Genomic DNA, 24,239 nt, shown 5'->3' with positions numbered 1-24,239 from the left:
TCAGGAACAGCAATGGTTGAACTAACCGTCGACGGCAACAAGGTCGAAGTGCCCGAAGGCAGCATGGTCATGCATGCCGCCCAGAAAGTCGGGCTTTACGTGCCGCATTTCTGCTACCACAAGAAACTGTCCATCGCGGCCAATTGCCGCATGTGCCTGGTTGAAGTGGAAAAGGCGCCCAAGGCGCTGCCCGCCTGCGCCACGCCCGTGACCAACGGCATGGTCGTCCACACCTGCTCCGAGAAGGCTCGCGCCGCTCAGAAGTCGGTGATGGAATTCTTGCTCATCAATCACCCGCTCGACTGCCCGATCTGCGATCAGGGCGGCGAATGCCAGCTGCAGGATCTGGCCGTGGGCTACGGCGGTTCTTCCTCGCGTTACCAGGAAGAAAAGCGCGTGGTGTTCCACAAGGACCTGGGTCCGCTGGTTTCCGCCGAGGAAATGAGCCGCTGCATCCACTGCACCCGCTGCGTGCGCTTCGGCCAGGAAATCGCCGGCGTCATGGAACTGGGCATGCTGGGCCGTGGCGAGCACTCCGAGATCACGACCTTCGTCGGCCGCTCGATCGAGTCAGAATTGTCGGGCAACATGATCGACATCTGTCCGGTGGGCGCGCTGACCTCCAAGCCCTTCCGCTACAGCGCGCGTACCTGGGAACTGGCTCGCCGCCGTTCGGTCAGCCCGCACGACAGCCTGGGCGCCAACCTGGTGGTGCAGGTCAAGGGCGACCGCGTCATGCGCGTGGTTCCGTTCGAAGACGAAGCCGTCAACGAATGCTGGATCAGCGACCGCGACCGCTTCTCGTACGAAGGCCTGAACAGCGAAGACCGCCTGTCGGCTCCGATGATCAAGGGCACCGATGGCAAGTGGCAGGAAGCCTCCTGGAGCGATGCGCTGGCCGCTGTCGCCCAGGGCCTGTCCCGCGTGCGCGACAGCTTCGGCGCCGGCCAGATCGGCGCGCTGGCGTCCGAATACGCCACCACCGAGGAATACGCACTGCTGGGCCGCCTGGTCCGCTCGCTGGGTTCCGAGAACATCGATTTCCGCCTGCGCCAGACGGATCCGGCTTTTGACGCCGCCCTGACGGGCGCGCCCTGGCTGGGCATGCCCATCGCCGAACTCGACAACCTGGACCGCGTCCTGGTCGTGGGTTCTTTCCTGCGCAAGGACCATCCGCTGATGGCGCAGCGCCTGCGCCAGGCCGCCAAGCGCGGCACCCAGATCCTGATGGTCGACAGCGCTGCCGACGATCCGCTGATGCCCGTGGCCGCCCGCATTACCGTGGCCCCGTCCGAGCTGGCGCGCGCGCTGGCCGAAGTGGCCGTCGCCCTGGCCCAGGCCAAGGAACAGGCCGTCCCGGCCGAGTTCTCCTCGGTCGTCCCCGGCGAAAACGCCAAGCTCATCGCCGCCAGCCTGGCTTCCGGCGCCAATACTGCCGTGCTGATGGGCAACCTGGCCGTGGCCAGCGCCCAGGCCTCGACGCTGGCCGCCAACGGCCGCGCCGTAGCTGAATTGGCCGGTGGCAAGTTCGGTTTCCTGACCTCCGGCGGCAACACCGTTGGCGGTTACCTGGCTGGCGCCATCCCGGGCAAGGGCGGCAAGAATGCCGCCGCCATGCTGGCCGAGCCGCTGAAGGCCTACGTGGTCCTGCACGCCGAGCCGCTCCTGGATGCCGACAACGGCCAGCAAGCCATCGCCGCGCTGCGCGGCGCGCAGTTCGCCGTGGCCTTGACGCCTTACCGTTCGGCCGCGGCCGAGTGGGCGGACGTCATGCTGCCGGTGTCGCCGTTCACCGAAACCTCGGGCACTTTCGTCAACGCGCAAGGCCTGCCCCAGAGCTTCAAGGGCACGGTCACGCCGTTTGGCCAGACCCGTCCGGGCTGGAAGGTCCTGCGCGTGCTGGGCAACGTCCTGCACCTGGCCGGCTTTGACGATGAAACCTCCGAGTCCGTGCGCGACGCCGTGCTGGCTGGCGGCATCGAAGGCCGCCTGTCCAACGAGATCAAGGCTCCGCTGGGCCTGGGTCAGGTCGCCAGCGGCCTGGAGCGTGTCGCCGACGTGCCGATCTACCGCACCGACGCCATGGTTCGCCGTTCGGAGCCGCTGCAAGCGGCCCCGGCCTCCAAGAGGCCGGCTGCCGCCATGAACGGCCGCACGCTCACCAGCCTGGGCCTGACGGCCGGGGTCAAGGTGCGCGTGTCGAGCGGGCAGGGCGCCGTCGAACTCGAAACCGTGCAGGACGATGCCGTGGCCGACCGCGCCGTGCGCATCTCCGCAGCCTTTGAAAACACCGCGGCCCTGGGTGGCGCATTCGGTCAAATCAGCGTGGAGCGTGCCTGATGGAATGGCTTAATGTTCTTGAGAGCCAGGGTACGGCATTGCTGGGCCCGACGGTCTGGATGGTCCTCTGGACCCTCATCAAGATTGTGATCATCGCCGTGCCCATCATCCTGTGCGTGGCTTACCTTACGTACTGGGAACGCAAGATGATCGGCGCCATGCACGTGCGCATGGGTCCGAACCGCGTGGGTTTCAAGGGGCTGCTGCAGCCGTTTGCCGACGTGTTCAAGCTGTTGACCAAGGAAGTGGTGGTTCCGACGCAGGCCAACAAGGTCCTGTTCATCGTGGCCCCGGTGGTCACGCTCATGCCGGCGCTGGCCGCATGGGCGGTGGTGCCGTTCGGCCCCGACGTGGTCCTGGCCAACGTCAACGCCGGTCTGCTGTACATCATGGCCATTACCTCGGTCGGCGTGTACGGCGTGATCGTCGCGGGCTGGGCGTCCAACTCCAAGTACGCCTTCCTGGGCGCGTTGCGCGCTTCGGCGCAGATGCTGTCGTACGAACTGGCCATCGGCTTCGTTCTGGTGACGGTGCTGCTGGTATCGGGCAGCCTGAACATGTCCGAGATCGTGCACGTGCAGAATCGCGGCTGGTTCGCCGACAAGGGCCTGACGTTCCTCTCCTGGAACTGGCTGCCGCTCTTGCCGTTGTTCGTCATCTACGTGATTTCGGCCGTGGCCGAAACCAACCGCCACCCGTTCGACGTGGTCGAAGGCGAATCGGAAATCGTGGCCGGCCACATGGTCGAATACTCGGGCATGGCGTTCGCGCTGTTCTTCCTGGGCGAATACGCCAACATGATCCTGTTGTCCTGCATGGCCTCGATCATGTTCCTGGGCGGCTGGGCTTCCCCGATCGACATCGCGCCGCTGACCTGGATTCCGGGTTGGATCTGGCTGGGTCTCAAGACGTTCGTCGTGGTCTCGTTGTTCGTGTGGTTCCGCGCGTCGTTCCCGCGCTACCGCTATGACCAGATCATGCGCTTGGGTTGGAAAATCTTCATCCCGCTGACCGGCGTTTGGCTGGTCGTGGTGGCGATCTGGATGCAGACGCCCTGGAACATTTGGCGCTAAGCCGCCAGGCAGAGGCAGGATATGGAAGCGATCAAGGATTTCTTCGGCAGCCTGATGCTGACCGAGTTGCTCAAGGGCATGCGCCTGACGGGCAAGTATTTCTTCAAGCGCAAGGTCACCTTGCGCTACCCCCAGGAAAAGACGCCTGCGTCGGCGCGTTTCCGTGGCCTGCATGCGCTGCGCCGCTACCCCAATGGGGAAGAGCGTTGCATCGCGTGCAAGCTGTGCGAAGCCGTGTGTCCCGCGCTGGCGATCACGATCGAGTCGGACCAGCGTGACGACGGCACTCGCCGTACCACGCGCTACGACATCGACCTGACCAAGTGCATTTTCTGCGGCTTCTGTGAGGAAAGCTGCCCCGTGGACTCCATCGTGGAAACGCACATCCACGAATACCACGGTGAAAAGCGCGGCGACCTGTATTTCACCAAAGACATGCTGCTCGCCGTGGGCGACCGCTACGAAGCCGACATCGCCCGTCGCCGGGCCGAAGACGCTCCCTACCGTTGAAGCCCAGGACCTGATCCATGACTTTTACCACTGTCCTGTTTTACATACTGGCCGCGGTGCTGGTGATCGCGGCGTTCCGCGTGATCACCGCGCGCAGCCCGGTTACCGCAGTCCTGCACCTGATCCTGGCGTTCGTCAACGCAGCCATGCTGTGGATGCTGCTTGGCGCCGAGTTCCTTGCGCTGCTGCTGGTGCTGGTATACGTGGGCGCCGTGATGGTGCTCTTCCTCTTCGTCGTGATGATGCTCGACATCCGCATGGATGCCTTGCGCCAGGGCCTGAAGACCTACCTGCCGCTGGGCCTGGTGATTGGCCTGGTCATGGTGCTGGAGATGGCCTTCGTGCTGGGTTCGACCTGGTACGGCGCGGGCCCGCAAGCCCCCGTCGCCGGTGACTACAACAACGCCCGCGCGCTGGGCGAGGCCATGTACACCCAGTACATCTACGCGATTGAAGTGGGCGCCGCGCTGCTGCTGGTGGGCATGGTTGCCGCCATCGCGCTGACCCTGCGCCGCCGCCGCGACGTGAAGTACAACGACCCGGTGGCCGCCGTCCGCGTGCGCTCGAAGGACCGTTACCGCATGGTGAGCATGCCCGCCCAGAGCGAGCGTGCCCAGGCGCAGAACGGCGCTCCGACCGCCGCCGCGCCCCAAGGAGAACAAAAATGACGCTGACGCTGGCCCACTACCTGATCCTCGGGGCGATCCTGTTCGCCATCGGGATCTTCGGCATCTTCCTGAACCGCCGCAACCTGATCATTCTCCTGATGTCCATCGAGCTGGTGCTTCTGGCCGTCAACATGAACTTCGTGGCGTTCTCCAGCTGGTTCGGCGACACCGCCGGCCAGGTGTTCGTGTTCTTCATCCTGACCGTGGCCGCTGCCGAAGCGGCGATCGGCCTGGCCATCCTGGTGCTGCTGTTCCGCAACCTGAACACGATCAACGTTGACGAACTCGATCGCCTGAAGGGCTGACGGGGTATTGGAAGAAAATGTCTAGCTCACCCAATCTCTACTTGCTCATCGCGCTGGCTCCGCTGGCGGGGGCAATTCTCGCGGGCCTCTTCGGCACCGGGTTCCTGGGCCGTCCCATCGGCCGCCGTGCTTCGCACATGATCACCATCCTGGGCGTGCTCATCTCCACCATCGGTTCGGTGGTGGTGCTGAACGACGTGCTCAATGGCCTGCGCTTTGACGGCGCGGTCTACACCTGGAGCCTGATCGGCCAGACCAAGCTGGAAATCGGCTTCCTGATCGATCCGCTGTCGGCCATGATGATGGTCGTGGTGACCTCGGTGTCGCTGATGGTGCACATCTACACCATCGGCTACATGGCGGATGATCCCGGCTACCAGCGCTTCTTCTCGTACATCTCGCTGTTCACGTTCTCCATGCTGATGCTGGTGATGTCGAACAACATGGTGCAGCTGTTCTTCGGCTGGGAAGCGGTGGGCCTCGTGTCCTACCTGCTGATCGGTTTCTGGTACACGCGTCCCACGGCGATCTTCGCCAACATGAAGGCGTTCCTGATCAACCGTGTTGGCGACTTCGGTTTCGTGCTGGGTATCGGCCTGCTGTTCGCTTACGCCGGCACGATGCATTACGGCGAAGTCTTCGCCCAGGCCGACAAGCTGGCTGCCCTGACGCTGCCCGGTTCCGACTGGATGCTGCTGACGGTCGCCTGCATCTGCCTGTTCATCGGCGCCATGGGCAAATCGGCCCAGGTTCCGCTGCACGCCTGGCTGCCTGACTCGATGGAAGGCCCGACCCCGATCTCCGCGCTGATCCACGCCGCCACCATGGTGACGGCCGGCATCTTCATGGTCGCGCGCTTCTCGCCGCTGTTCGAACTGTCGAACACCGCGCTGTCCTTCATCATCGTGATCGGCGCCATCGGCGCGCTGTTCCTGGGCATACTGGGCATCATCCAGAACGACATCAAGCGCGTGGTCGCGTACTCCACGCTGTCGCAGCTGGGCTACATGACGGTTGCGCTGGGCGCTTCGGCCTACTCGGTCGCGATCTTCCACCTGATGACCCACGCGTTCTTCAAGGCGCTGCTGTTCCTGGGCGCGGGTTCGGTCATCATCGGCATGCACCACGACCAGGACATCCGCAACATGGGCGGCCTGCGCAAGTACATGCCCATCACCTGGATCACCTTCCTGCTGGGCACGCTGGCCCTGGTCGGCACGCCGTTCTTCTCGGGCTTCTACTCGAAGGAACACATCATCGAGGCCGCCGGCGCCGCAAACGTCTGGGGCGCGACCTTCGCGTACTACGCCACCCTGATCGGCGTGTTCGTGACCTCGCTGTACTCGTTCCGCGTATACTTCCTGGTCTTCCACGGCAAGGAACGCTTCGACACCAGCGACCACGGCCATGGCCATGGCCACGATGACCATGGTCACGACGACCACGGCCATCATGGCGGCAAGCCGCATGAGTCGCCCTGGGTGGTCACGCTGCCGCTGGTGCTGCTGGCGATCCCTTCGGTGCTGATTGGCGCCTGGGTGGTCGACCCGATGCTGTTCGGCAAGTTCTTCGACGGCGTCATCAAGGTCCTGCCGCAGCATCCTGCCATGCACGAGCTGCATGAAGAGTGGCACGGCTGGGTGGCCTTCGGCCTGCATGCCTTCCAGACGGTTCCGTTCTGGCTGGTCGTCGCTGGCGCGGTCATCGCCTGGTACTGCTACCTGATCAACCCCAAGGTGCCGGCCAAGATCCAGTCCAGCCTGTCGGGCATCAACAAGGTGCTCGAAAACAAGTACTACGTGGATTGGATCAACGAGCAGATCATCGCTCGCGGCATGCGTTGCCTGGGCCGTGGCCTGTGGCAGACCGGTGACCGCGGCATCATCGACGGCCTGCTGATCAACGGCAGCGCCCGTGTGGTGGGCTGGGTGGCAGCGATCAGCCGCCACCTGCAGTCCGGCTTCATCTATCACTACGCGTTCGCGATGATCATCGGCATCATGGCGCTGGTGACTTTCTTTGTGCTGATTCCCCAATGATGGCAAGCGAGATGGCATCCAACACTTTCCCCTGGCTCACGCTTGCGATCTTTGTCCCGATCGTATTCGGCCTGCTGGTGCTGGCGGTGGGCCGTGACGACCGTCCCGGCCTGACGCGCGGCCTGTCGCTCGTCGGCGCAATCGCCGGTTTCCTCGTCACGATCCCGCTGTACACGGGCTTTGACTCCTCCACGGCCGCCATGCAGTTCGTGGAAAAGGCTTCCTGGATCGAAGCCTTCAACGTCAACTACCACCTCGGCATCGACGGCATCTCGATGTGGTTCGTGCTCCTGACGGCCTTCATCACCATCATCGTGGTGCTGGCCGGCTGGGAAGTCATCACCAGCCGTGTCGCCCAGTACATGGCTGCCTTCCTGATCCTCTCGGGTCTGATGGTGGGCGTGTTCTGCGCGTTGGACGGCATGCTGTTCTACGTGTTCTTCGAAGCCACGCTGATCCCGATGTACATCATCATCGGTGTCTGGGGCGGCCCGAACCGCGTCTACGCCGCGTTCAAGTTCTTCCTGTACACGCTGATGGGCTCGCTCCTGACGCTGGTCGCGTTCGTGTACCTCTGGAACGTCTCGGGCGGTTCGTTCGACATCCTGACCTGGCAGCAGACCAAGCTGGGCTACACCCCGCAGATCCTGATCTTCGTGGCCTTGCTGGCGGCCTTTGCCGTCAAGGTGCCGATGTGGCCGGTCCACACGTGGTTGCCCGACGCCCACGTCGAAGCCCCCACGGGCGGCTCCATCGTGCTGGCCGCGATCATGCTGAAGCTGGGCGCCTATGGTTTCCTGCGCTTCTCGCTGCCTATCGCTCCGGACGCCTCGCACAGCCTGGCCGGCCTGATGATCACGCTGTCGCTGATCGCGGTGATCTACATCGGCCTGGTTGCGATCGTCCAGGACGACATGAAGAAGCTGGTGGCTTATTCGTCGGTTGCCCACATGGGCTTCGTGACGCTGGGTTTCTTCATCTTCAACACGGCCGGCGTCGAAGGCGCCATCGTGCAGATGATTTCCCACGGCTTCGTGTCGGGCGCCATGTTCATGTGTATTGGCGTGCTCTATGACCGCATGCACTCGCGCCGCATCGCCGACTACGGCGGCGTGGTCAATGTCATGCCCCGCTTCGCTACGTTCTTCATCCTGTTCTCGATGGCCAACAGCGGCCTGCCGGCCACCAGCGGTTTCGTCGGCGAATTCATGGTGATCATGGGCGCGGTCGAGCACAACTTCTGGATCGGCCTGCTGGCGGCGACCGCCCTGATCCTGGGCGCTTCGTATTCGCTGTGGATGGTCAAGCGCGTGGTGCTGGGCGACGTCGCCAATGATCACGTGCGCGAGCTGACCGATATCAACCGCCGCGAATTCGTGATTCTTGGCGTGATGGCGATCGCCGTGTTGTACATGGGGATCTATCCCAAGCCCTTTACCGACGTGATGCACGTGTCGGTGGAGGCCCTGCTGCAACACGTTGCCGTCTCGAAACTGTAAGACAAGACAATGATGCAATCCCAAATCGATTTCGCCCTGGCGACACCGGAAATCCTCCTGCTGGTTTTCGGCCTGGCTATCCTGCTCGTCGACGCGGTCAGCAATCACCCCGAGCGCAAGCCGACGTTCCTGCTGACCATGCTGGCATTGGGCGTGCTGACCGTGGTGTCGGCCCTGCAATGGAAGAATGGCGTCGTAGGCTCGACCTTCAACGGCCTGTACGTTACCGACGAACTGTCGCATCTGCTGAAGATCGCTTCCTACATCGCCGTGGCCGCCACCCTGGTCTACGGCCGCGTCTACGCGCAAGTGCGCGACATGATGCGAGGCGGTGAACTCTACGTCCTGACGTTGTTCGCCCTGCTGGGCCAGATGGTCATGATCTCCTCCGGGAACCTGATCTCCATCTACCTGGGCCTGGAGCTGATGTCGCTGGCGCTGTACGCGCTGATCGCGCTGCGTCGCGACAACGTCGTCGCCACCGAAGCCGCCATGAAGTATTTCGTGCTTGGCGCGCTGGCCTCGGGCTTCCTGCTGTATGGCATGTCGATGATCTACGGCGCCACTGGCCACCTGGATCTGGCCGAAGTGTCCAAGGTCATCGCCGCGGGCAAGGCCGAGAAGCTCGCCCTGGTATTCGGCATCGTGTTCCTGGTGTCGGGTCTGGCGTTCAAGCTGGGCGCGGTGCCGTTCCACATGTGGGTGCCGGACGTCTACCAAGGTTCGCCGACCGCCGTCACGCTGATCCTGGGCGGCGCGCCCAAGCTGGCCGCTTTCGCGATCACGCTGCGCCTGCTGGTGGACGGCCTGCATGGCCTGGCCGCCGACTGGCAGCCGATGCTGATGATCCTGGCGGTGCTGTCGCTGGCCATCGGTAACCTGACCGCCATCGCGCAGACCAACTTCAAGCGCATGCTGGCCTACTCGACCATTTCGCACATGGGCTTCGTGCTGCTGGGCCTGATGTCCGGTTCGGTCGCGGGCAAGCCGGAACTGTCGTCGGCCGCCTATGGCGCCTCGCTGTTCTACATGCTGACCTATGTGCTGACCACGCTGGCCAGCTTCGGCATTGTTTTGCTGCTGTCGCGCCAAGGGTTCGAATGCGAGCACATCGATGACCTGAAGGGCCTGAACCGCCGCAGCCCGTGGCATGCCGCCATTGTCCTGCTGCTGATGTTCTCGCTGGCTGGCATTCCGCCGCTGGTGGGCTTCTACGCCAAGCTGGCCGTGCTGCAGGCGCTGGTAAGCGCCGGTCACGTGACCCTGGCCGTGATCGCCGTGCTGTTCTCCCTGATCGGCGCCTTCTACTACCTGCGCGTGGTCAAGGTTGTGTACTTCGACGAGCCGGCCGCCGATGCGGCGCCGATGGTCGCCACCTGCGGCCAACGCGGTGTGCTGTCGGTCAACGGCGCGCTGATCCTGATCCTGGGGATCCTGCCCGGCGGCTTGATGGCCTTGTGCGTGCAGGCCATCCGCAGCTCGCTGAGCCTGTAAGCGGAAACGGGGCCATGAACCAGACTCTGGCGGTATGGCTGCTGATCGCGCTGGCCTTGGTCAGCGCGAATCTCCCGTTCCTGACGGAGCGGGTATTCGCCGTCATGCCGTGGAAACAGGGCGGGGTGGCGGCGGTCAAGCCGTTCTGGATGCGCCTGGTCGAAGTGCTGGTGTTTTATGCGATCGTCGGCGCGCTGGGCTTCGCTTTCGAGTCCGCGCTGGGCAACCGGTTTTCCCAGACCTGGGAGTTCTACGCCATCACGCTGAGCCTGTACCTGGTCCTGGCTTATCCGGGGTTCGTGTACCGTTATCTGTTCAAGCGGCATCCCCGCCTGCGTGCCTGAAAGCAAGCGGCTCCATTTCCGAAAAACGCCCTGTGGGGCGTTTTTTTTTGCGTACGCATGAGTGGCCGGCTGAGGCGCGCAAGCCCCTCCAGCGGGGTTTCTCGGCGGTTTGCGGACATTTTTAACGGAGAGGCACCCCTCGAGTTCTAGATCCCTGGCTTTCCGCAGAAGAGGGTGCCGCAATACCTGGGGGAAACCCGCCTACGGTGTTGTTTTTTCATCTTTTGGATGCGTTTAAGTCTTTCATTCAGGTTTCATTCAGCCTCAGCGTTCAGAATCGCAAACGTTAAAAAAACAAGAATCGTTGCTATTCACATTCGGAGAAGCTGGTTTGAAGCCCCAAGATACGTATTCGCTGAATACGCTCACTACCTCCCTGGCCGCCGCCATCGCGGCACCGGCGCTGTTCATCAGCCCTTACGCCGCCGCGCAATCCGCGGATTCTGGCGTAACGCAACTTGCGCCCGTGCGAGTGGAGGGTGAGGGGTCTTCCTACCAAACCTCCACGGCGCAGTCGCCGAAGTTCACGGCGCCATTGCTGGATACCCCGCGCACCGTCCAGGTGGTGCCCAAGCAGGTCATCCAGGACCAGGCCGCCTCGACTCTCCAGGATGTGCTGCGCAACTCTCCCGGTATTACGTTCGGCGCGGGCGAAGGCGGCCGCCCGGGCGGCGACCTGCCCATCATTCGTGGCCAGAACTCCGCCAACAGCATTTTCCTGGACGGCATCCGCGATTCCAGCACGCAGGTGCGCGACACGTTCAACCTGGAGCAGGTTGAAATCATCAAGGGACCGGATTCCGTCTACTCGGGCCGCGGCGGTGCGGGTGGCAGCATCAACATGGTCAGCAAAACGCCCAAGGCCGCCGATTTCACGGAAGCTACGGCGCAGATCGGCACTGACAGCAATTACCGCGCAACGATCGACAGCAACTGGCGCCTGGCCGACAAGGCGGCGTTTCGCCTGAACGTCATGGGCAACAAGGGCGATACCCCGGGCCGCGACGACGCGGTGAACTTCGAGCGCTGGGGCGTGGCGCCATCGCTGACGCTGGGCGTGGGCACGCCGACCCGCATTACGTTGAGCTACTACCACTACCAAGACGACAGCATGCCGGATTACTCCATCCCGTATGACCCGAAGACGGGTCAGCCGGTGACGGAGACCATGGGCGTGAGCCGCAAGAGCTTCTACGGGCTGAAGGGCCGCGACTTCATGAAGACGCGCGACGACGTCGCGACCGTGGACTTCCAGCACGACTTCTCCGACAAGCTGCAATTGCGCAACGTGACGCGCTACGGCCGCGGTACGACCGATTTCGCGGCGACCAACCCGGACGACAGCAAGGGCAACATTCCGAACGGCCTGGTGTACCGGGCGCTCAAGTCGGGCTATTACGTCACCAAGAGCTTTGCCAACCAGACCAACCTGACCGGTGAATTCGATACGGGCAGCCTGAATCACTCGTTTGACCTGGGCTTCGAGTACAGCAACATCAAGCAGGACAAGGATGGCTACACCGAGTCGGGCGTACCCGCCGGTACCAGCGGCTGCGTGACGGGCACGGCGAACGGTAGGAATACCTACGCCAATCCGGCCCTCTGCGCCTCGTTGTGGGATCCGGACCCGGGCACCTATTACCCTGGCCATTTGCAACGCAACGGCAACCCGGCTCGCTACAACACGGATACGGTCGCCCTGTACGGCTTTGACACGATCAAGTTCAACGAGCAATGGCAGGCCAGCCTTGGGCTGCGCTGGGACAACTACCGTACCAGCGGCAGCAATATCGCGAAGGGTCGTAACGATCCGGCCAGCACCCCGGCGTTCTACAGCACCAGCCGCGAGGACAACCTCTTCAACTACCAGGTCGGCGTTGCGTATAAGCCGGTGCCCAATGGCACCATCTACGCTACCTACGGCACCTCGTCCACCCCGTCGGCCATCGCTGCAAGCGCGATCAGCGACGCTGTGTCGGTGACGAACCAGTCGCTCGAGCCGGAAAAGAGCCGCACGGTGGAACTGGGCACGAAGTGGCAAGTATTCGATGACCGCCTGACCCTGTCCGCGGCCGCCTTCCAGGACATCCGCAAGAACACCAGCGTCGCCGTGTCGGCCACCGAGACCGCGCAGGTTGGCGAAGCCAAGGTGCGTGGCTTCGAACTGGGCTTCTCGGGCAGCATTACGCCCAAGTGGAACGTGTTCGGCGGCTACACCTTCATGGACAGCGAAATGACCAAGGGCGCCTACAACAGCGGCGCCGTGGGCCAGGACCTGCCCAATACGCCCCGCAATGCCTTCAGCCTGTGGACGACCTACAAGGTGCTGCCCAAGTTGACGGTCGGCGGCGGCGCTTACTACGTCGACAAGGTGTACGGCAACTCGGACTCCACGAAGAACGCCGACGGCACGCCCAAGGCTCGCTGGGTGCCTTCGTACTGGCGCTTCGATGCCATGGCGGCCTACGAATTCAACGAGCATATGTCGGCGCAGCTGAACGTGCTGAACATTTTCGACGAAACGTACTACACCAAGGCCTACGCGGCGCACTATGCGGCGCTGGGTACCGGCCGGGCGGCGCTGCTTTCGCTGCGCGTGCGGTACTGATCCATCGAAGCAATGAAAAAGCCACCGAGAGGTGGCTTTTTTTATGTCGGAACGCGGGGATCCCGGCGCGTTGTGGTCAGCTTTCGAACCAGTTCAGCACCCCGTCCAGTCCCGACACGTTGAGCGCGTAGCGCGTCTGTTGCCGCACCAGCGGCTTGGCGTGGTATGCCACGGGGAAGCCCGCGATGCCGAGCATCTTGAGGTCGTTGGCGCCGTCGCCCATGGCGATGATCTGTTCGCGGGACGCGCCATGCTGGCGGGCGAACTCGCGCAGGTGGGCCTCCTTGGCGTCGGCATCCAGGATGTCGCCCAGGACCTTGCCGGTCAGCACGCCGTTGGCGACTTCCAGGGTATTGGCATGGGCGCTATCCAGGTTCAGGCGCTGCCGCAGGCGCTCCGTGAAAAAGGTAAAGCCGCCTGAGACCAACAGTACCTTTATGCCGGCTGCCTGGGCCGTGGTGATCAGGCGCTCGGCGCCGGGATTCAGGCGCAGCTTTTCCTCGTAGACCTGCTCCAGCGCAGAGGCGGGCACGCCTTCTAGCAGGGCAACCCGACGGCGCAGGCTTTCCGAGAAATCCTTGATTTCGCCGCGCATGGCGGCCTCGGTAATTTCGGAGACCTTGTCCTTCAGGCCTGCCATGCCCGCGATCTCGTCGATGCATTCGATGTTGATCAGCGTGGAGTCCATGTCCATGGCCAGCACTTTGCATGCCGACAGCTTCGTGCCCGCGGGCAGGAAGGCAGTGTCGACGCCATGGCGCTCGGCCCAGCCCACGACGTCGGCGCGAGTGGCGTCGTCGTGCTGCACGTCGAGCAGGCGGGCGGCGGTGGCGCTGATGCGTGCGACGCCTTGCGCCTGGGCAAGCGCCGCCAGCTGTTCCGCATGTTCCACGGTCAGGCCGGGGGATTGGACAACGAGGTGATGGGTAGTCATGGAAATCTGCATGGGTTGGGCAATTACTTCAGGGCGCGCAGCACGGCGCGCACGGCGTCGGCGCGGGCCGGGATTTGCGCGGCCTTGATCTCAACCCGCAATTTATCCTGTCCCGCCAGTTTGATGTGGCGCTGGCGCTGTACGAGTTCGATGATCTTGGCGGGGTCGACCGAGGTCTTGGGGCCGAATTGCAGCAGCGCCTGGGTCTCGCTGGCGTCGATCTTGACGATGCCCAGGGGCTGGGCGGCAAGACGCAGCCGGTGAGTGCCAAGCAGCGTCTGGGCGGCTTCGGGCAGTTTGCCGAAGCGGTCGATCAGTTCTTCCTGGATCTGGATCAGGTCGTCTTCATCCGCGGCATGCGCCAGGCGCTTATAGATGCCCAGGCGGGCGTGGACATCGGCGCAATAGTCGGATGGCAACAGCGCCGGAGCGTGTAGGTTGACTTCGCAGGCCAGGTTGAAAGGCGCGTCCAGATCCGGTTCTTCGCCGGCGCGCAGCGCGCGGACCGCCTCGTTGAGCATCTCGTTGTACATCGAGAAGCCCACCTCCTGGATATTGCCGGATTGCGAATCACCGAGCACTTCGCCCGTGCCCCGGATCTCCAGGTCGTGCATGGCCAGGTAAAAGCCGGAACCGAGCTCTTCCATGGCCTGGATCGCTTCCAGGCGCTTTTTTGCGTTATTGGTGATGGCGTCTTCGCCTGGGGTCAGCAAGTACGCGTAGGCTTGGTGGTGGGACCGTCCGACGCGGCCGCGCAGCTGGTGCAACTGGGCCAGCCCGAAGCGGTCCGCCCGGTGGATAACGATGGTGTTGGCGCTGGGCACGTCGATGCCGGTCTCGATAATGGTGGTGCACAGCAGCACGTTGTAGCGCTGCTGGTAGAACCCCTTCATTACCTGTTCCAGCTCGCGCTCGGGCATCTGGCCGTGGGCGACCGCGATGCGGGCCTCGGGCACCAGCTCTTCCAGGCGGGCTCGGCGGTTGTGGATGGTCTCGACCTCGTTGTGCAGGAAATAGCACTGGCCGCCGCGCTTGAGCTCGCGCAGCAGCGCTTCGCGCAGGGTGCTGCCGTCCTCGCGCCGCACGAAGGTCTTGATGGCCAGGCGCTTTTGCGGCGCCGTGGCGATGACGGAGAAGTCGCGGATGCCTTCCAGCGACATGCCCAGCGTGCGGGGAATGGGCGTGGCGGTAAGAGTCAGCACGTCGACCTCGGCGCGCAACGCCTTCAGAGCTTCCTTCTGGCGTACGCCGAAACGGTGTTCCTCGTCGATGATGACCAGGCCCAGGCGCTTGAACTTCACATCCTTGGACAGGATCTTGTGGGTGCCGATGACGATGTCCACCCGGCCATCGTTGATGCCTTCGATGGCGGCGGAGACCTCTTTGGCGGAGCGGAAGCGGGACAGCTCCACCACTTTTACGGGCCAGTCGGCAAAGCGGTCCGAAAAGGTCTGCGCATGTTGCTCGGCCAGCAGCGTAGTGGGGCAGAGCAGGGCGACCTGCTTGCCGTTGGCCACGGCCAGGAATGCGGCGCGCAGCGCCACTTCGGTCTTGCCGAAGCCGACGTCGCCGCAGACCAGGCGGTCCATGGGCCGCCCGGAAGTCATGTCGGCGATGACGGCTTCGATGGCGGCGGCCTGGTCGGCCGTTTCCTCGAAGCCGAAGCCTTCTGCGAAAGCCTGGTAGTCGTTGAGCGGCAGATTGAAGGCGTAGCCTTCGCGCGCGGCGCGCTGGGCATACAAGGCCAGCAGTTCGGCGGCGGTGTCGCGGACCTGGCGGGCCGCCTTGCGGCGCGCCTTGTCCCACTGCCCGGAACCCAGCTGGTGCAGGGGCGCGGCCTCTGGATCGGCGCCGCTGTAGCGGGCGATCACGTGCAGCTGCGACACGGGCACGTACAGCGTGCTGCCATTGGCATATTCGAGATGGAGGAATTCCATTCCTCCCTCGCCCATGTCCATGTTGACCAGGCCGTGGTAGCGGCCAATCCCGTGCTGCGCATGCACGACCGGGTCGCCCGCGCGCAGCTCGGACAGGTCCCGCACCATGGCTTCGACGTTGCTGGCGCGTTCCTGGTCGCGCTTGCCGCGACGGCCGGTGGTCGCCAGGCCAGGATACAGGTCGTTTTCGGTCAGGAAGGCCAGGTTGGCCTGGGGTAGCCCGAAGCCGGTGGAAAGCGGCGCGGCGACGATGCCGAAATGGGCGTCCGACGCCAGGAAGGCTTCAATGGTGTCCGGTTGCGCGTCGGGGGTGACGCCGAACTCATTCAGCATCTGCACCAGGGTCTCGCGCCGGCCGGCGGAGTCGGCGCACAGCAGTACGCGCGTCTGGCCAGACTGCACCAGCGTTCGCAGCTTGGCGATCGGGTCCTCGGAGCGCCTGGCCACGCTGACGTCGGGCGCGGCACGAAAGTCCGGATGCGGTTGGCCGGCGGCAAGTGACAGCCGGCGGAATTCTTTCAGCCGGGCGTAGAGCGCCTCGTTGTCCAGGAACAGTTCGGACGGCGGGAGCACCGGCCGCTCGCGGTCGCTCTTGAGGAAGCCGTAGCGGCTGGAAGTGTCCTGGTTGAAGCGCTGGATCGCGTCGTCGATGTCACCCACCGTGACGGTGACCGTGCCTTCCGTCAGGTAGTCGAACAGCGTTGCCGTTTCCTCGAAGAAGAGCGGCAGGTAGTACTCGACGCCTGCAAACGGAATGCCATTGCCGATGTCCTTGTAAGGCAGCGCGCGCGACGGGTCGCCCTCGAACACTTCGCGAAAGCGCGCGCGGAATCGGTTACGCGCGTCCTCATCCATGGGGAATTCGCGACCGGGCAGCAGTTGCACCTCGCGCACCGGATACAGGCTGCGCTGCGTATCCACGTCGAAACTGCGGATGGTCTCGATCTCGTCGTCGAACAGGTCCAGGCGGTACGGCACCACCGAGCCCATGGGAAACAGGTCGATCAAGCCGCCGCGCAGGCAGAATTCCCCGGGCGCCGTCACCTGCGTGACGTGGTTGTAGTTCGCCAGCGTCAGCTGGGCGCGCAGCGCCGCTTCGTTGAGCTTGTCCTTTTGCTTGAACGAAAACGTGTAGGCCGCGAGGAAGGAGGGAGGCGCCAGGCGGTACAGCGCGGTCGTGACCGGCACCGTCAGCACGTCCACCGACTTCGTCATCAGCGAATGCAGGGTGTGCAGGCGCTCCGAGATCAGATCCTGGTGCGGCGAAAACGCGTCGTAGGGCAGCGTTTCCCAGTCGGGCAGCTGGCGCACGCGCAGGTCCGGCGCGAACAGCTGGATTTCCTCGGCCAGGCGCTGGGCCTCGACGGGCTCGGCGGTCAGGATGACCAGCGGCGCGGAGGCCTGCCGCGCCAGGTCAGCCAGCAGCCAGGCGTCGCCGGAACCCGGAGGGCGCGGCTGAGCATAGCGCGTACCGGCCTTCAGGGCGGACAGGGTGGGGGCCGTCGCGGGAACGGGAGGCGCGGCTGTGGCGGAGGTAGAGGGGGCGGGCATCAGGCTGGAAGCAGGCATCAAGCGGAAGATTATAAAATCACCGCACCATGTCTGCCTCCCTCATTGCAATCGTGCCCGCAGCGGGCGTAGGGGCTCGCGCCAGCCGGCCCGGGCACGAAACCGTGCCCAAGCAATATCGTCCGTTGTCCGGACAGCCCATGCTGCGCCACGCGGTATGCGCACTGCTGGCCGACGAGCGCATCTCGCAGGTGCGCGTCGCCGTGACCCCCGGCGATGGCTGGGTGGACGCCGCGCTGGCGGGCCTGCCCCGCACGGTATGGCGGGCCTGCGGAGGCGCGACGCGCGCCGATACCGTGGCTGGCGCGCTGGCCGATAGCGGCGTGGCCGACGATACCTGGGTGCTGGTGCACGATGCCGCGCGTCCCGGGCTGCCGGCCGCCGCACTCGGACGCCTGATCGACGCCTGTCTCGGCGACCCCGTCGGGGGTTTGTTGGCATTGCCGGTGGCGGATACGGTCAAGGCAGGCCATGAGCGCGTGGAGCGCACGTTGGACCGCAATGGCCTGTGGCTGGCGCAGACTCCGCAGATGTTCCGGGCTGGCGTGCTGCGTGACGCGCTGACGGAGGCTTCCGTGAGCGGCGTGGCGGTCACCGACGAGGCTTCGGCCATCGAGGCGGCGGGCTATGCGCCGCTGCTCGTGCCCGGTGCCATGCGCAATTTCAAGGTGACATGGCCGGATGATTTCGAACTGATGGAAAAATGGTTATGAGTATTCCTTTCCGCGTCGGCCAGGGCTTTGACGTGCATGCGCTGGTCGAGGGCCGCCCGCTGATCATCGGCGGCGTGACGATTCCCCACACGCATGGCCTGCTGGGGCATTCGGATGCGGACGTCCTGCTGCACGCGATTACCGACGCGCTGCTTGGGGCCGCTGGCCTGGGCGATATCGGGCGTCACTTTCCGGATACCGATCCGGCCTTCAAGGGCGCCGACAGCCGCGTGCTGCTGCGCGAGGCCATGGCACGCGTGCGCGCGGCGGGCTGGGAACCGGTGAATATCGACGCCACGCTGCATGCGCAGGCGCCCAAAATCGGTCCGCATGCGCCGGCCATGGTGAAGAACATTGCCGCCGACACGGGGCTGGCCGAGACCGAAGTCAACATCAAGGCCAAGACCAACGAGGGCCTGGGCTACCTGGGGCGCAAGGAGGGTATCGCGGCCACGGTGGTGGCGCTGCTGTCGCGCGTGGCGAGCTAGCCGCGCTAGGGGTTTTAGCCAGCGTCCGAATGCATTTTTTCGCTATTCATTTAGTTTGGATACATCTTTAACAAATGAATAAGCGAGTCGAATTGATCTGGCATATTCTGCGCTACTTCATTTCGACTACAGAGACATTCGGATGCATTTACGTGGCATCGCCCTGGTTGCCGTCTTCGGCGCATTGAGTTCACCCGCGCACGCGCAGTATGAACAGCAGCTAGGTCCGCTAGCCGGCGTGGTCAAGCAGCAGATGCAGGAGGGTTGGACCGCCGGCGTGCAGGACGGATGGTTCACTCTGCATAACGCCTCGAAGGCCGACAGCGAACAGACCCTGTACATGAATGTCGGCCCGGCGCCTGACTCGGGCCGCGTGACCGACGTCAATGTGGTCGTCAAATCCCCGAATCCCAAAGCGTCCATCGGCATTGCCCTGAGCAACCGCGCCAACAAGAGCCTGTGCCTGCTTGAATTGACTGCCGACAAGAACACGCTGTTGTTCTGTCTGCAGGGGCAGAACCGCCGGGACATCGCCTCGCTGCCCAATGTGGCGAAGCTGGACGGTTCCGACCGGATCCGCGTGGTCGAGTTGCCCGGCGCGGCCCGCTTCATTGTGAATGGCAAGCAGATCGGCGACGTCAGCAACGAGCCCGCGACGGGCTCCGAACTCGGCATCATGGCCTACGATGTGGGCACTTTCGGCGTCGCCGACTTCAAGATCACCATGACCGGCCAGTCCGAGGCGGCGCCGGCGGCCGGCACCCTGCCGACTCGCGGCGGCTCGGGGGCGGCGCAGAAGCCCCAGGCGCAGGCGCCCACTGCCGCGCAAGGGGCCGGCAACGGCGGTGCTGCCTTGCCCGGAGCGGGGCCGTATCCGCGCTTTGGCGGCGACACCATGCGTATCGTGTCGGTGTATATCGGCATCATGCGCAGCATCTTCATGCACGAGTTCGGGCACGCCCTGATCGGCGAGCTGGAGCTGCCCTCGACGGGAGCGGAAGAGGATGCCGTCGATATCTACTCCGCGTTGCAGATCGTCGAGCCGACCATGTATCCGTCGGACAACAAGGAAGTGAACATCATGGCGCAGGATGCGGCGAAGTACGCCGCCTTGCAGTGGTATTACAGCGGCAAGCTGGCCGAGCGCAGGGGGGCGGACACTTCCTCGGCGTGGCAGGATGAGCACACTGGCGACCTGAAGCGGTTCCGCAACATGCTTTGCGTCATGTATGGCGGCAACCCTGGCGTGTTCGAGTCCATCGCCAAGCACGTCGGCCTGGAAGACCGGACCCGCGCGCGCTGCGCGGACGAATTCAACAAGCAGAACCGCGCCTGGCGCAAGATCCTGGCGCCGCATACCCGCGTGGGCACCTGGACGCCCGAGGGTCTGCAGCCGGCGAATGCGCCCGGTGCGCCGGTGAACGTGGTTTTCCAGCCGTCCAAGCGCAAGATCGGCAACCTGTTCGCGAACAATCTTTCGGATGCGATCACGAACAACATCAAGCTGCTGGGGCAGACCTATGTGTTGCCCCGTCCGGTGAACGTGGTGTTCAAGGACTGTGGCCAGTTGAATGCCTGGTACGCCCCGCGCGAGGGTTCCATCACGATGTGCTACGAGCTGATCGAGAACATCGCGGTAATGATCTCGGATATCGAGATGGGGACCGTGGGGGGCGAGGTTGCCGAGCAGGGAGGCGCAGCGCCGGCGGCGCCGCGGCAGCAACCGGCGCCTGGGCAAGGCATGCCTCCCAGCGCCATCGACGAGCTGAAGGACTTCGGCGTGCCCGCCACGACCATGCTGTTCACCTCGCCGTACAAGGGGCCGACGCCAAACAAGATCTACCGCGCCAAGGTGATCACGACCGGCGACCTGATCGGGATGATCCAGAACGACAAGAATCTTCTGATCGTTGATACGAGCGGTTTGCGCGATACGGTGCCAATCGCCTATCCGCTGGCCGATGCGGGCTCGGACGGCAGCGTGACCGACCATCTGCAAACCGAACTCGATGCCTGGCTGCTGAAGCAGAACGGCGGCAAGCGGGACGCGCCCGTCGTATTCCTGGGCGCCAGCATGAATGATCGTTCGGCCTACAACGCGGCGCTGCGCGCAGGCACCCTGGGATGGACTGTGTACTGGTACCGTGGCGGCGTGGAGGCCTGGGCCGCCAATGGCCTGCCCACGACCTCGACCATGCCGAAGAAGTGAGCCATCGCAGCATCGCCCGGCAATAGAAAAACCCGCCTGCGCAATGCAGGCGGGTTTCTTTTTGCCTTGCGCCTTACTTGCCTTGGGCGGCCAGCGCCAGGGCTGCGGCGTTGACTACGGCAGCGATGCGGCCGGCATCACGCAACTGCTCGGTCGACAGGCCGTCGTTCTTCAGGTTTTCGTAGTGCGAAGCCACGCAGAAATGGCACTTGCCGATGATGGAGGCCACCAGGGCAAACAGCTCGAAGCGCTTCTTTTCCACGCCGCCGTGAGTGGCGTAGGCGTTCATGCGCAATTGGGCCGGCAGGCTCTTCAATTGGGCATCGCCCGTCATTTCCACGTACGGATACCAGGTGTTGTTCATGCCCATGAGGGCCGAGGCCGTCAGCGCGGCGTTGGCGTCGCCTTCCGACAGGCCGCTCTTGAAGGCTTCGACCAGCACCGGGCTGCGCGCGGCGTAGGCGGCGGACAGGGCGGCGCCCACGGCATCTTCAGGGGCCAGCGTCGAGCGGGCGATCACGGCGTCCAGATTCAGGCGGATGTCCTTGGCCCAATCCGGCAGCTGTTCCTTAATGGTCGTAAGAAATTCCATAGTTTTTACCTATAATCTAGCGCAGTTAAAGCCCAGCGCAGGACCCGCCAGCGGGTCCCGGGCCGGGCTGGAAATTACAGCGTGGCGCCGCCAACCGTACGGTTGCACGGGCACAGCTCGTCGGTTTGCAGGCCGTCGAGCAGACGCAGAACTTCTTCCGGGTTACGGCCGACGTTCAGGTTGTTCACCGAAACGTGCTGGATCGTGTTGTCCGGATCGACGATGAACGTGGCGCGCAGGGCAACGCCAGCGCCCTTTTCACGCACGCCCAGTTGGTCGATCAGGGCGCCGGTGGTGTCGCCGAATTGGTAGTGACCCAGCTTGTTCAGGTCCGGGTGCTCACGACGCCATGCCAGCTTGACGAATTCGTTGTCGCTCGAACCGCCCAGCAGGACGGCGTCGCGGTCTTCGAAATCCTTGGCCAGCTTGTTGAAGCCGACGATTTCGGTCGGGCAAACAAACGTGAAGTCTTTCGGGTAGAAGTAGATGACCTTCCACTTGCCGGGGAACGAGCTTTCGGTGATGTCTTCAAACGCCGACACGCCATTTTCTTCGTGTTGGTTGAAGCCGGGCTTGACGCCGGTGACCTTGAAGGGCTCGAGTTTGTCGCCAACAGTTTTCATGTTTACTCCCAGTTGTTGGTGGAATTAAGGCCTGTGCCTCAAACCATAAATTCTACGCTATGGATTTTCATTGTCTAATTGATAATTCCTAAACTTCGCTTTGGGCAACTCTATCCTTGCGGTCAGGCCGCCGCCTTCACGGGGCAGCATGCGCAGCGAGCCGCCGACGTGCTTGAGCAGGCGCTCCACGATGGCCAGTCCCAGGCCGGCGCCGCTGACTCCGGTGCGTGCCGCCTCGCCGCGCGAGAAAGGCCGCAAGAGGCGATCCACGTCCTCGGGGGCGATGCCGGGACCACGGTCCGAGACCTCGATCACGATCATGGAGCCTTCAGCTTGCAATGTCATGACGAGATGCGCCATGCCATCGCTGGAGCGGCCATAACGCCGGGCGTTCTCGATCAGGTTGCTGACGATGCGCTTGAGGTCCAGCGCCGTGATGCGGGCGCGCAGGCCCGGCTCCAGAGTGGCCTCCAGCTCTCCGCCCACGGACGCCGTATGGCTGCGTTCGCGTTCGTAGAGTTCGGCCAGCACCGCGGAAATATCCGTGGCCAGTTGAGGCAGCGTGCCGGCCGGGCGCGCGTACTCCATCAATTGGCCGATACTGTGGTCGATCTGGCCCAGATCCTCGTCGATGGCCTGGCGCGCGTCCTCGGATACCCCGCTGAGCTCGATTTCCAGGCGCATGCGGGCAAGCGGCGTGCGCAGGTCGTGCGAGATCCCGGCCAGCATCAGCTCGCGGTCGGCCTCGGCCTGTCGCAGGTCCTTGGCCATGCGGTTGAACGAAGCGTTCAGGTCGCGGATTTCCAGGGGGCCTTGCTCGGGCAGGGCAGCGGGGGTCTCACCGCGCGAGAGCACCTGGGCAGCCCTGGCCAGGCGCGATAGCGGCCGGTTGACGAAGCCCACGCTGACCGCGGCGCCCACCAGAGATAGCAATAGCGCCGTGGCGCCCCAGCCCAGCCATTCGATCCCACCGGTCAGGCCGATCTGCTCGCGCTCGAACACCAGCCAGTAAAGGTCTTTTTCTATCTGGAAACTGACCCAGAAGCCGGGCACCTGGTTCACGCCCCAGGCGATCTGCGTCTCCGGGCCAAAGCGCGTGCGGATGTGCTGGGCAACGCGTTGCCAGTAGTCGTCGTCGGGAAGGGCCTCGGCGAAGTCGGTGACTTCGCGCGGATAGACCTGGATGCCTTCGTTGGTGGCCAGGTCCAGCAGGAGCTTGCTGCGTTCGTCGTTATGGGAGTAGATCAGCGCGGTGCGCGTGATATTGACGGCCGTGATCACCCGCTGCGCCATTTGATTGGCGCGCGGTCCCAGCTCCATGCTGAAGAAAACTTGTAGCCACGCGCCCAGGCTGACGAGCATCAGCGCGGCGAGCAACAGGAACGTGCGGCCGAACAAGCCGAGCCGCAAACGTGATGTCAGGTTCCTGAAGGTTCTGCGCAAGCGGGGCACGAGGCTGCGCTCCTGCCCGGGGCGGGCGAGTCGATCAGCTACCACCGTCCGGCACGAACACGTATCCGAGACCCCAGACGGTCTGGATGAATACGGGCTTGGACGGATTGGGTTCGATCAATTTGCGCAGGCGCGAGATCTGCACGTCCAGGCTGCGATCGAAGGCTTCGTATTCGCGGCCGCGCGCCAGTTCCATGAGCTTGTCGCGCGACAGCGGGATCTTCGGGTGGCGGGCAAACACCTTCAGCACCGAGAATTCGCCGGTGGTGATGGGCACTTGTTCGCCATTGCGCGTGAGCGTGCGGGTGGACAGGTTCAGCGTGTAGGGGCCGAAGGCGATGGATTCGTTTTCCTGGCTGGGGGCGCCGGGATGTTCCTCGGTGCCGCGGCGGCGCAGGATCGCGTTGATCCGAGCCAGCAGTTCGCGAGGATTGAACGGTTTGGACAGGTAATCGTCCGCGCCCATTTCCAGGCCGACGATGCGGTCGATTTCTTCCGCCTTGGCCGTCAGCATGATGATGGGCGTGTTGTCGTGACCACCGCGCAGCCGGCGACAGATGGACAGGCCATCTTCCCCGGGCAGCATCAGATCCAGCACGAGCAGGTCGAAATGCTCGCGTTGCCAGAGTTTGCCCATCTCTTTGGCGTCTTCGGCAACGAAAACGTTGAATCCCTGTTCGGATAAGTACCGACGCAGCAAATCGCGCAAGCGCGGATCATCGTCGACGACGAGGATTTTTCGGGTGGGGGTGGTGTTTTGCGTATTCATGGCCGGAAATGTAACAGTGGCAAGAACCAGCGGCTAGTGGGCGTTCACAAGATATTACACATTGCGATCCATG

The 24,239-nt window shown here is 63.8% G+C and carries 19 protein-coding genes; 13 read left to right on the top strand and 6 right to left on the bottom strand.

The features are described 5' to 3' along the window. Nucleotides 1–12: 12 nt before the first annotated feature. From nuoG to CEY08_RS02775, 10 genes are all read left to right on the top strand, one after another. Nucleotides 13–2,340 carry an NADH-quinone oxidoreductase subunit NuoG gene (gene nuoG / locus CEY08_RS02820; protein ID WP_076815846.1) on the top strand — a complete coding sequence of 776 codons (2,328 nt, stop codon included), beginning with the start codon at nucleotides 13–15 and terminating at the stop codon, nucleotides 2,338–2,340. Continuing rightward, a complete protein-coding gene (nuoH, locus tag CEY08_RS02815) occupies nucleotides 2,340–3,413 on the top strand; it encodes an NADH-quinone oxidoreductase subunit NuoH (protein ID WP_042796782.1) in 1,074 nt (357 codons plus the stop codon). Before nuoG ends, nuoH begins: the two co-directional genes overlap by 1 nt. 21 nt (nucleotides 3,414–3,434) lie before the next feature. Further along, nucleotides 3,435–3,923 (top strand): NADH-quinone oxidoreductase subunit NuoI, encoded by a 489-nt coding sequence (nuoI, locus tag CEY08_RS02810; RefSeq protein WP_042796783.1) that lies wholly within the window; start codon nucleotides 3,435–3,437, stop codon nucleotides 3,921–3,923. Between the two features lie 17 nt (nucleotides 3,924–3,940). Next, nucleotides 3,941–4,591 carry an NADH-quinone oxidoreductase subunit J gene (locus CEY08_RS02805; protein WP_042796784.1) on the top strand — a complete coding sequence of 217 codons (651 nt, stop codon included), beginning with the start codon at nucleotides 3,941–3,943 and terminating at the stop codon, nucleotides 4,589–4,591. Beyond that, nucleotides 4,588–4,896, top strand: coding sequence for an NADH-quinone oxidoreductase subunit NuoK (gene nuoK, locus CEY08_RS02800; protein WP_006217969.1), 309 nt, complete (start codon nucleotides 4,588–4,590; stop codon nucleotides 4,894–4,896). The genes CEY08_RS02805 and nuoK overlap by 4 nt, the downstream gene beginning before the upstream one ends. A gap of 17 nt (nucleotides 4,897–4,913) precedes the next feature. Continuing rightward, the gene (nuoL, locus tag CEY08_RS02795; RefSeq protein WP_063642042.1) at nucleotides 4,914–6,935 is read left to right on the top strand and encodes an NADH-quinone oxidoreductase subunit L; all 2,022 of its coding nucleotides are present in this window, start codon (nucleotides 4,914–4,916) and stop codon (nucleotides 6,933–6,935) included. Next, the gene (locus CEY08_RS02790; protein ID WP_042796785.1) at nucleotides 6,932–8,434 is read left to right on the top strand and encodes an NADH-quinone oxidoreductase subunit M; all 1,503 of its coding nucleotides are present in this window, start codon (nucleotides 6,932–6,934) and stop codon (nucleotides 8,432–8,434) included. Before nuoL ends, CEY08_RS02790 begins: the two co-directional genes overlap by 4 nt. 9 nt (nucleotides 8,435–8,443) lie before the next feature. Continuing rightward, a complete protein-coding gene (gene nuoN / locus CEY08_RS02785; protein WP_042796786.1) occupies nucleotides 8,444–9,928 on the top strand; it encodes an NADH-quinone oxidoreductase subunit NuoN in 1,485 nt (494 codons plus the stop codon). 14 nt (nucleotides 9,929–9,942) lie between these two features. After that, a complete protein-coding gene (locus CEY08_RS02780) occupies nucleotides 9,943–10,272 on the top strand; it encodes a DUF2818 family protein (RefSeq protein ID WP_042796787.1) in 330 nt (109 codons plus the stop codon). A 331-nt stretch (nucleotides 10,273–10,603) separates the two neighbouring features. Next, nucleotides 10,604–12,880: a TonB-dependent receptor gene (locus CEY08_RS02775; RefSeq protein WP_063642040.1), complete on the top strand. Its 2,277-nt coding sequence runs from the start codon at nucleotides 10,604–10,606 to the stop codon at nucleotides 12,878–12,880. A 76-nt stretch (nucleotides 12,881–12,956) separates the two neighbouring features. On the opposite strand, the gene serB is transcribed toward CEY08_RS02775, so the two are convergent. Beyond that, on the bottom strand, nucleotides 12,957–13,814 hold the full coding sequence (gene serB, locus CEY08_RS02770; RefSeq protein WP_063642322.1) for a phosphoserine phosphatase SerB: 858 nt from the start codon (nucleotides 13,812–13,814) through the stop codon (nucleotides 12,957–12,959). 23 nt (nucleotides 13,815–13,837) lie between these two features. After that, entirely contained in the window at nucleotides 13,838–17,320 is a 3,483-nt protein-coding gene (mfd, locus tag CEY08_RS02765; protein ID WP_063642039.1) for a transcription-repair coupling factor, read from the bottom strand. Nucleotides 17,321–17,349: 29 nt separating this feature from the next. Between mfd and ispD the strand changes: the two genes are divergently transcribed. The 3 genes from ispD to CEY08_RS02750 all read left to right on the top strand — a co-directional run bounded on the left by ispD (nucleotide 17,350) and on the right by CEY08_RS02750 (nucleotide 20,730). Then, nucleotides 17,350–18,033 carry a 2-C-methyl-D-erythritol 4-phosphate cytidylyltransferase gene (gene ispD, locus CEY08_RS02760; protein ID WP_063959857.1) on the top strand — a complete coding sequence of 228 codons (684 nt, stop codon included), beginning with the start codon at nucleotides 17,350–17,352 and terminating at the stop codon, nucleotides 18,031–18,033. Then, nucleotides 18,030–18,521 (top strand): 2-C-methyl-D-erythritol 2,4-cyclodiphosphate synthase, encoded by a 492-nt coding sequence (ispF, locus tag CEY08_RS02755; RefSeq protein ID WP_042796791.1) that lies wholly within the window; start codon nucleotides 18,030–18,032, stop codon nucleotides 18,519–18,521. Before ispD ends, ispF begins: the two co-directional genes overlap by 4 nt. Nucleotides 18,522–18,663: 142 nt before the next feature. Next, nucleotides 18,664–20,730 carry a DUF4344 domain-containing metallopeptidase gene (locus CEY08_RS02750; protein WP_076815844.1) on the top strand — a complete coding sequence of 689 codons (2,067 nt, stop codon included), beginning with the start codon at nucleotides 18,664–18,666 and terminating at the stop codon, nucleotides 20,728–20,730. Between the two features lie 73 nt (nucleotides 20,731–20,803). Here CEY08_RS02750 and CEY08_RS02745 read toward each other — a convergent pair whose 3' ends face one another. From CEY08_RS02745 to risA, 4 genes are all read right to left on the bottom strand, one after another. Continuing rightward, the gene (locus CEY08_RS02745) at nucleotides 20,804–21,322 is read right to left on the bottom strand and encodes a carboxymuconolactone decarboxylase family protein (protein ID WP_042796792.1); all 519 of its coding nucleotides are present in this window, start codon (nucleotides 21,320–21,322) and stop codon (nucleotides 20,804–20,806) included. 74 nt (nucleotides 21,323–21,396) lie between these two features. Continuing rightward, nucleotides 21,397–21,945, bottom strand: coding sequence for a peroxiredoxin (locus CEY08_RS02740; RefSeq protein ID WP_006389231.1), 549 nt, complete (start codon nucleotides 21,943–21,945; stop codon nucleotides 21,397–21,399). Between the two features lie 57 nt (nucleotides 21,946–22,002). Continuing rightward, nucleotides 22,003–23,397: a sensor histidine kinase RisS gene (risS, locus tag CEY08_RS02735; protein WP_063642036.1), complete on the bottom strand. Its 1,395-nt coding sequence runs from the start codon at nucleotides 23,395–23,397 to the stop codon at nucleotides 22,003–22,005. Between the two features lie 34 nt (nucleotides 23,398–23,431). Then, nucleotides 23,432–24,166 carry a response regulator transcription factor RisA gene (risA, locus tag CEY08_RS02730; RefSeq protein ID WP_013392162.1) on the bottom strand — a complete coding sequence of 245 codons (735 nt, stop codon included), beginning with the start codon at nucleotides 24,164–24,166 and terminating at the stop codon, nucleotides 23,432–23,434. Nucleotides 24,167–24,239 lie beyond the last annotated feature (73 nt).

Source organism: Achromobacter insolitus, assembly GCF_002209555.1.
Taxonomy (GTDB): domain Bacteria; phylum Pseudomonadota; class Gammaproteobacteria; order Burkholderiales; family Burkholderiaceae_B; genus Achromobacter; species Achromobacter insolitus.
This window is presented reverse-complemented; position numbering and strand designations above follow the sequence as displayed.

Coding starts and splice junctions, on each gene's coding strand:
- mfd (WP_063642039.1), bottom strand. CDS start 17,320: ATGCCTGCTTCCAGCCTGATGCCCGCCCCCTCTACCTCCGCCACAGCC.
- CEY08_RS02740 (WP_006389231.1), bottom strand. CDS start 21,945: ATGAAAACTGTTGGCGACAAACTCGAGCCCTTCAAGGTCACCGGCGTC.
- nuoI (WP_042796783.1), top strand. CDS start 3,435: ATGGAAGCGATCAAGGATTTCTTCGGCAGCCTGATGCTGACCGAGTTG.
- CEY08_RS02790 (WP_042796785.1), top strand. CDS start 6,932: ATGATGGCAAGCGAGATGGCATCCAACACTTTCCCCTGGCTCACGCTT.
- CEY08_RS02750 (WP_076815844.1), top strand. CDS start 18,664: ATGCATTTACGTGGCATCGCCCTGGTTGCCGTCTTCGGCGCATTGAGT.
- CEY08_RS02745 (WP_042796792.1), bottom strand. CDS start 21,322: ATGGAATTTCTTACGACCATTAAGGAACAGCTGCCGGATTGGGCCAAG.
- nuoN (WP_042796786.1), top strand. CDS start 8,444: ATGATGCAATCCCAAATCGATTTCGCCCTGGCGACACCGGAAATCCTC.
- nuoG (WP_076815846.1), top strand. CDS start 13: ATGGTTGAACTAACCGTCGACGGCAACAAGGTCGAAGTGCCCGAAGGC.
- ispF (WP_042796791.1), top strand. CDS start 18,030: ATGAGTATTCCTTTCCGCGTCGGCCAGGGCTTTGACGTGCATGCGCTG.
- nuoH (WP_042796782.1), top strand. CDS start 2,340: ATGGAATGGCTTAATGTTCTTGAGAGCCAGGGTACGGCATTGCTGGGC.
- nuoL (WP_063642042.1), top strand. CDS start 4,914: ATGTCTAGCTCACCCAATCTCTACTTGCTCATCGCGCTGGCTCCGCTG.
- serB (WP_063642322.1), bottom strand. CDS start 13,814: ATGACTACCCATCACCTCGTTGTCCAATCCCCCGGCCTGACCGTGGAA.
- nuoK (WP_006217969.1), top strand. CDS start 4,588: ATGACGCTGACGCTGGCCCACTACCTGATCCTCGGGGCGATCCTGTTC.
- ispD (WP_063959857.1), top strand. CDS start 17,350: ATGTCTGCCTCCCTCATTGCAATCGTGCCCGCAGCGGGCGTAGGGGCT.
- CEY08_RS02805 (WP_042796784.1), top strand. CDS start 3,941: ATGACTTTTACCACTGTCCTGTTTTACATACTGGCCGCGGTGCTGGTG.
- CEY08_RS02780 (WP_042796787.1), top strand. CDS start 9,943: ATGAACCAGACTCTGGCGGTATGGCTGCTGATCGCGCTGGCCTTGGTC.
- risA (WP_013392162.1), bottom strand. CDS start 24,166: ATGAATACGCAAAACACCACCCCCACCCGAAAAATCCTCGTCGTCGAC.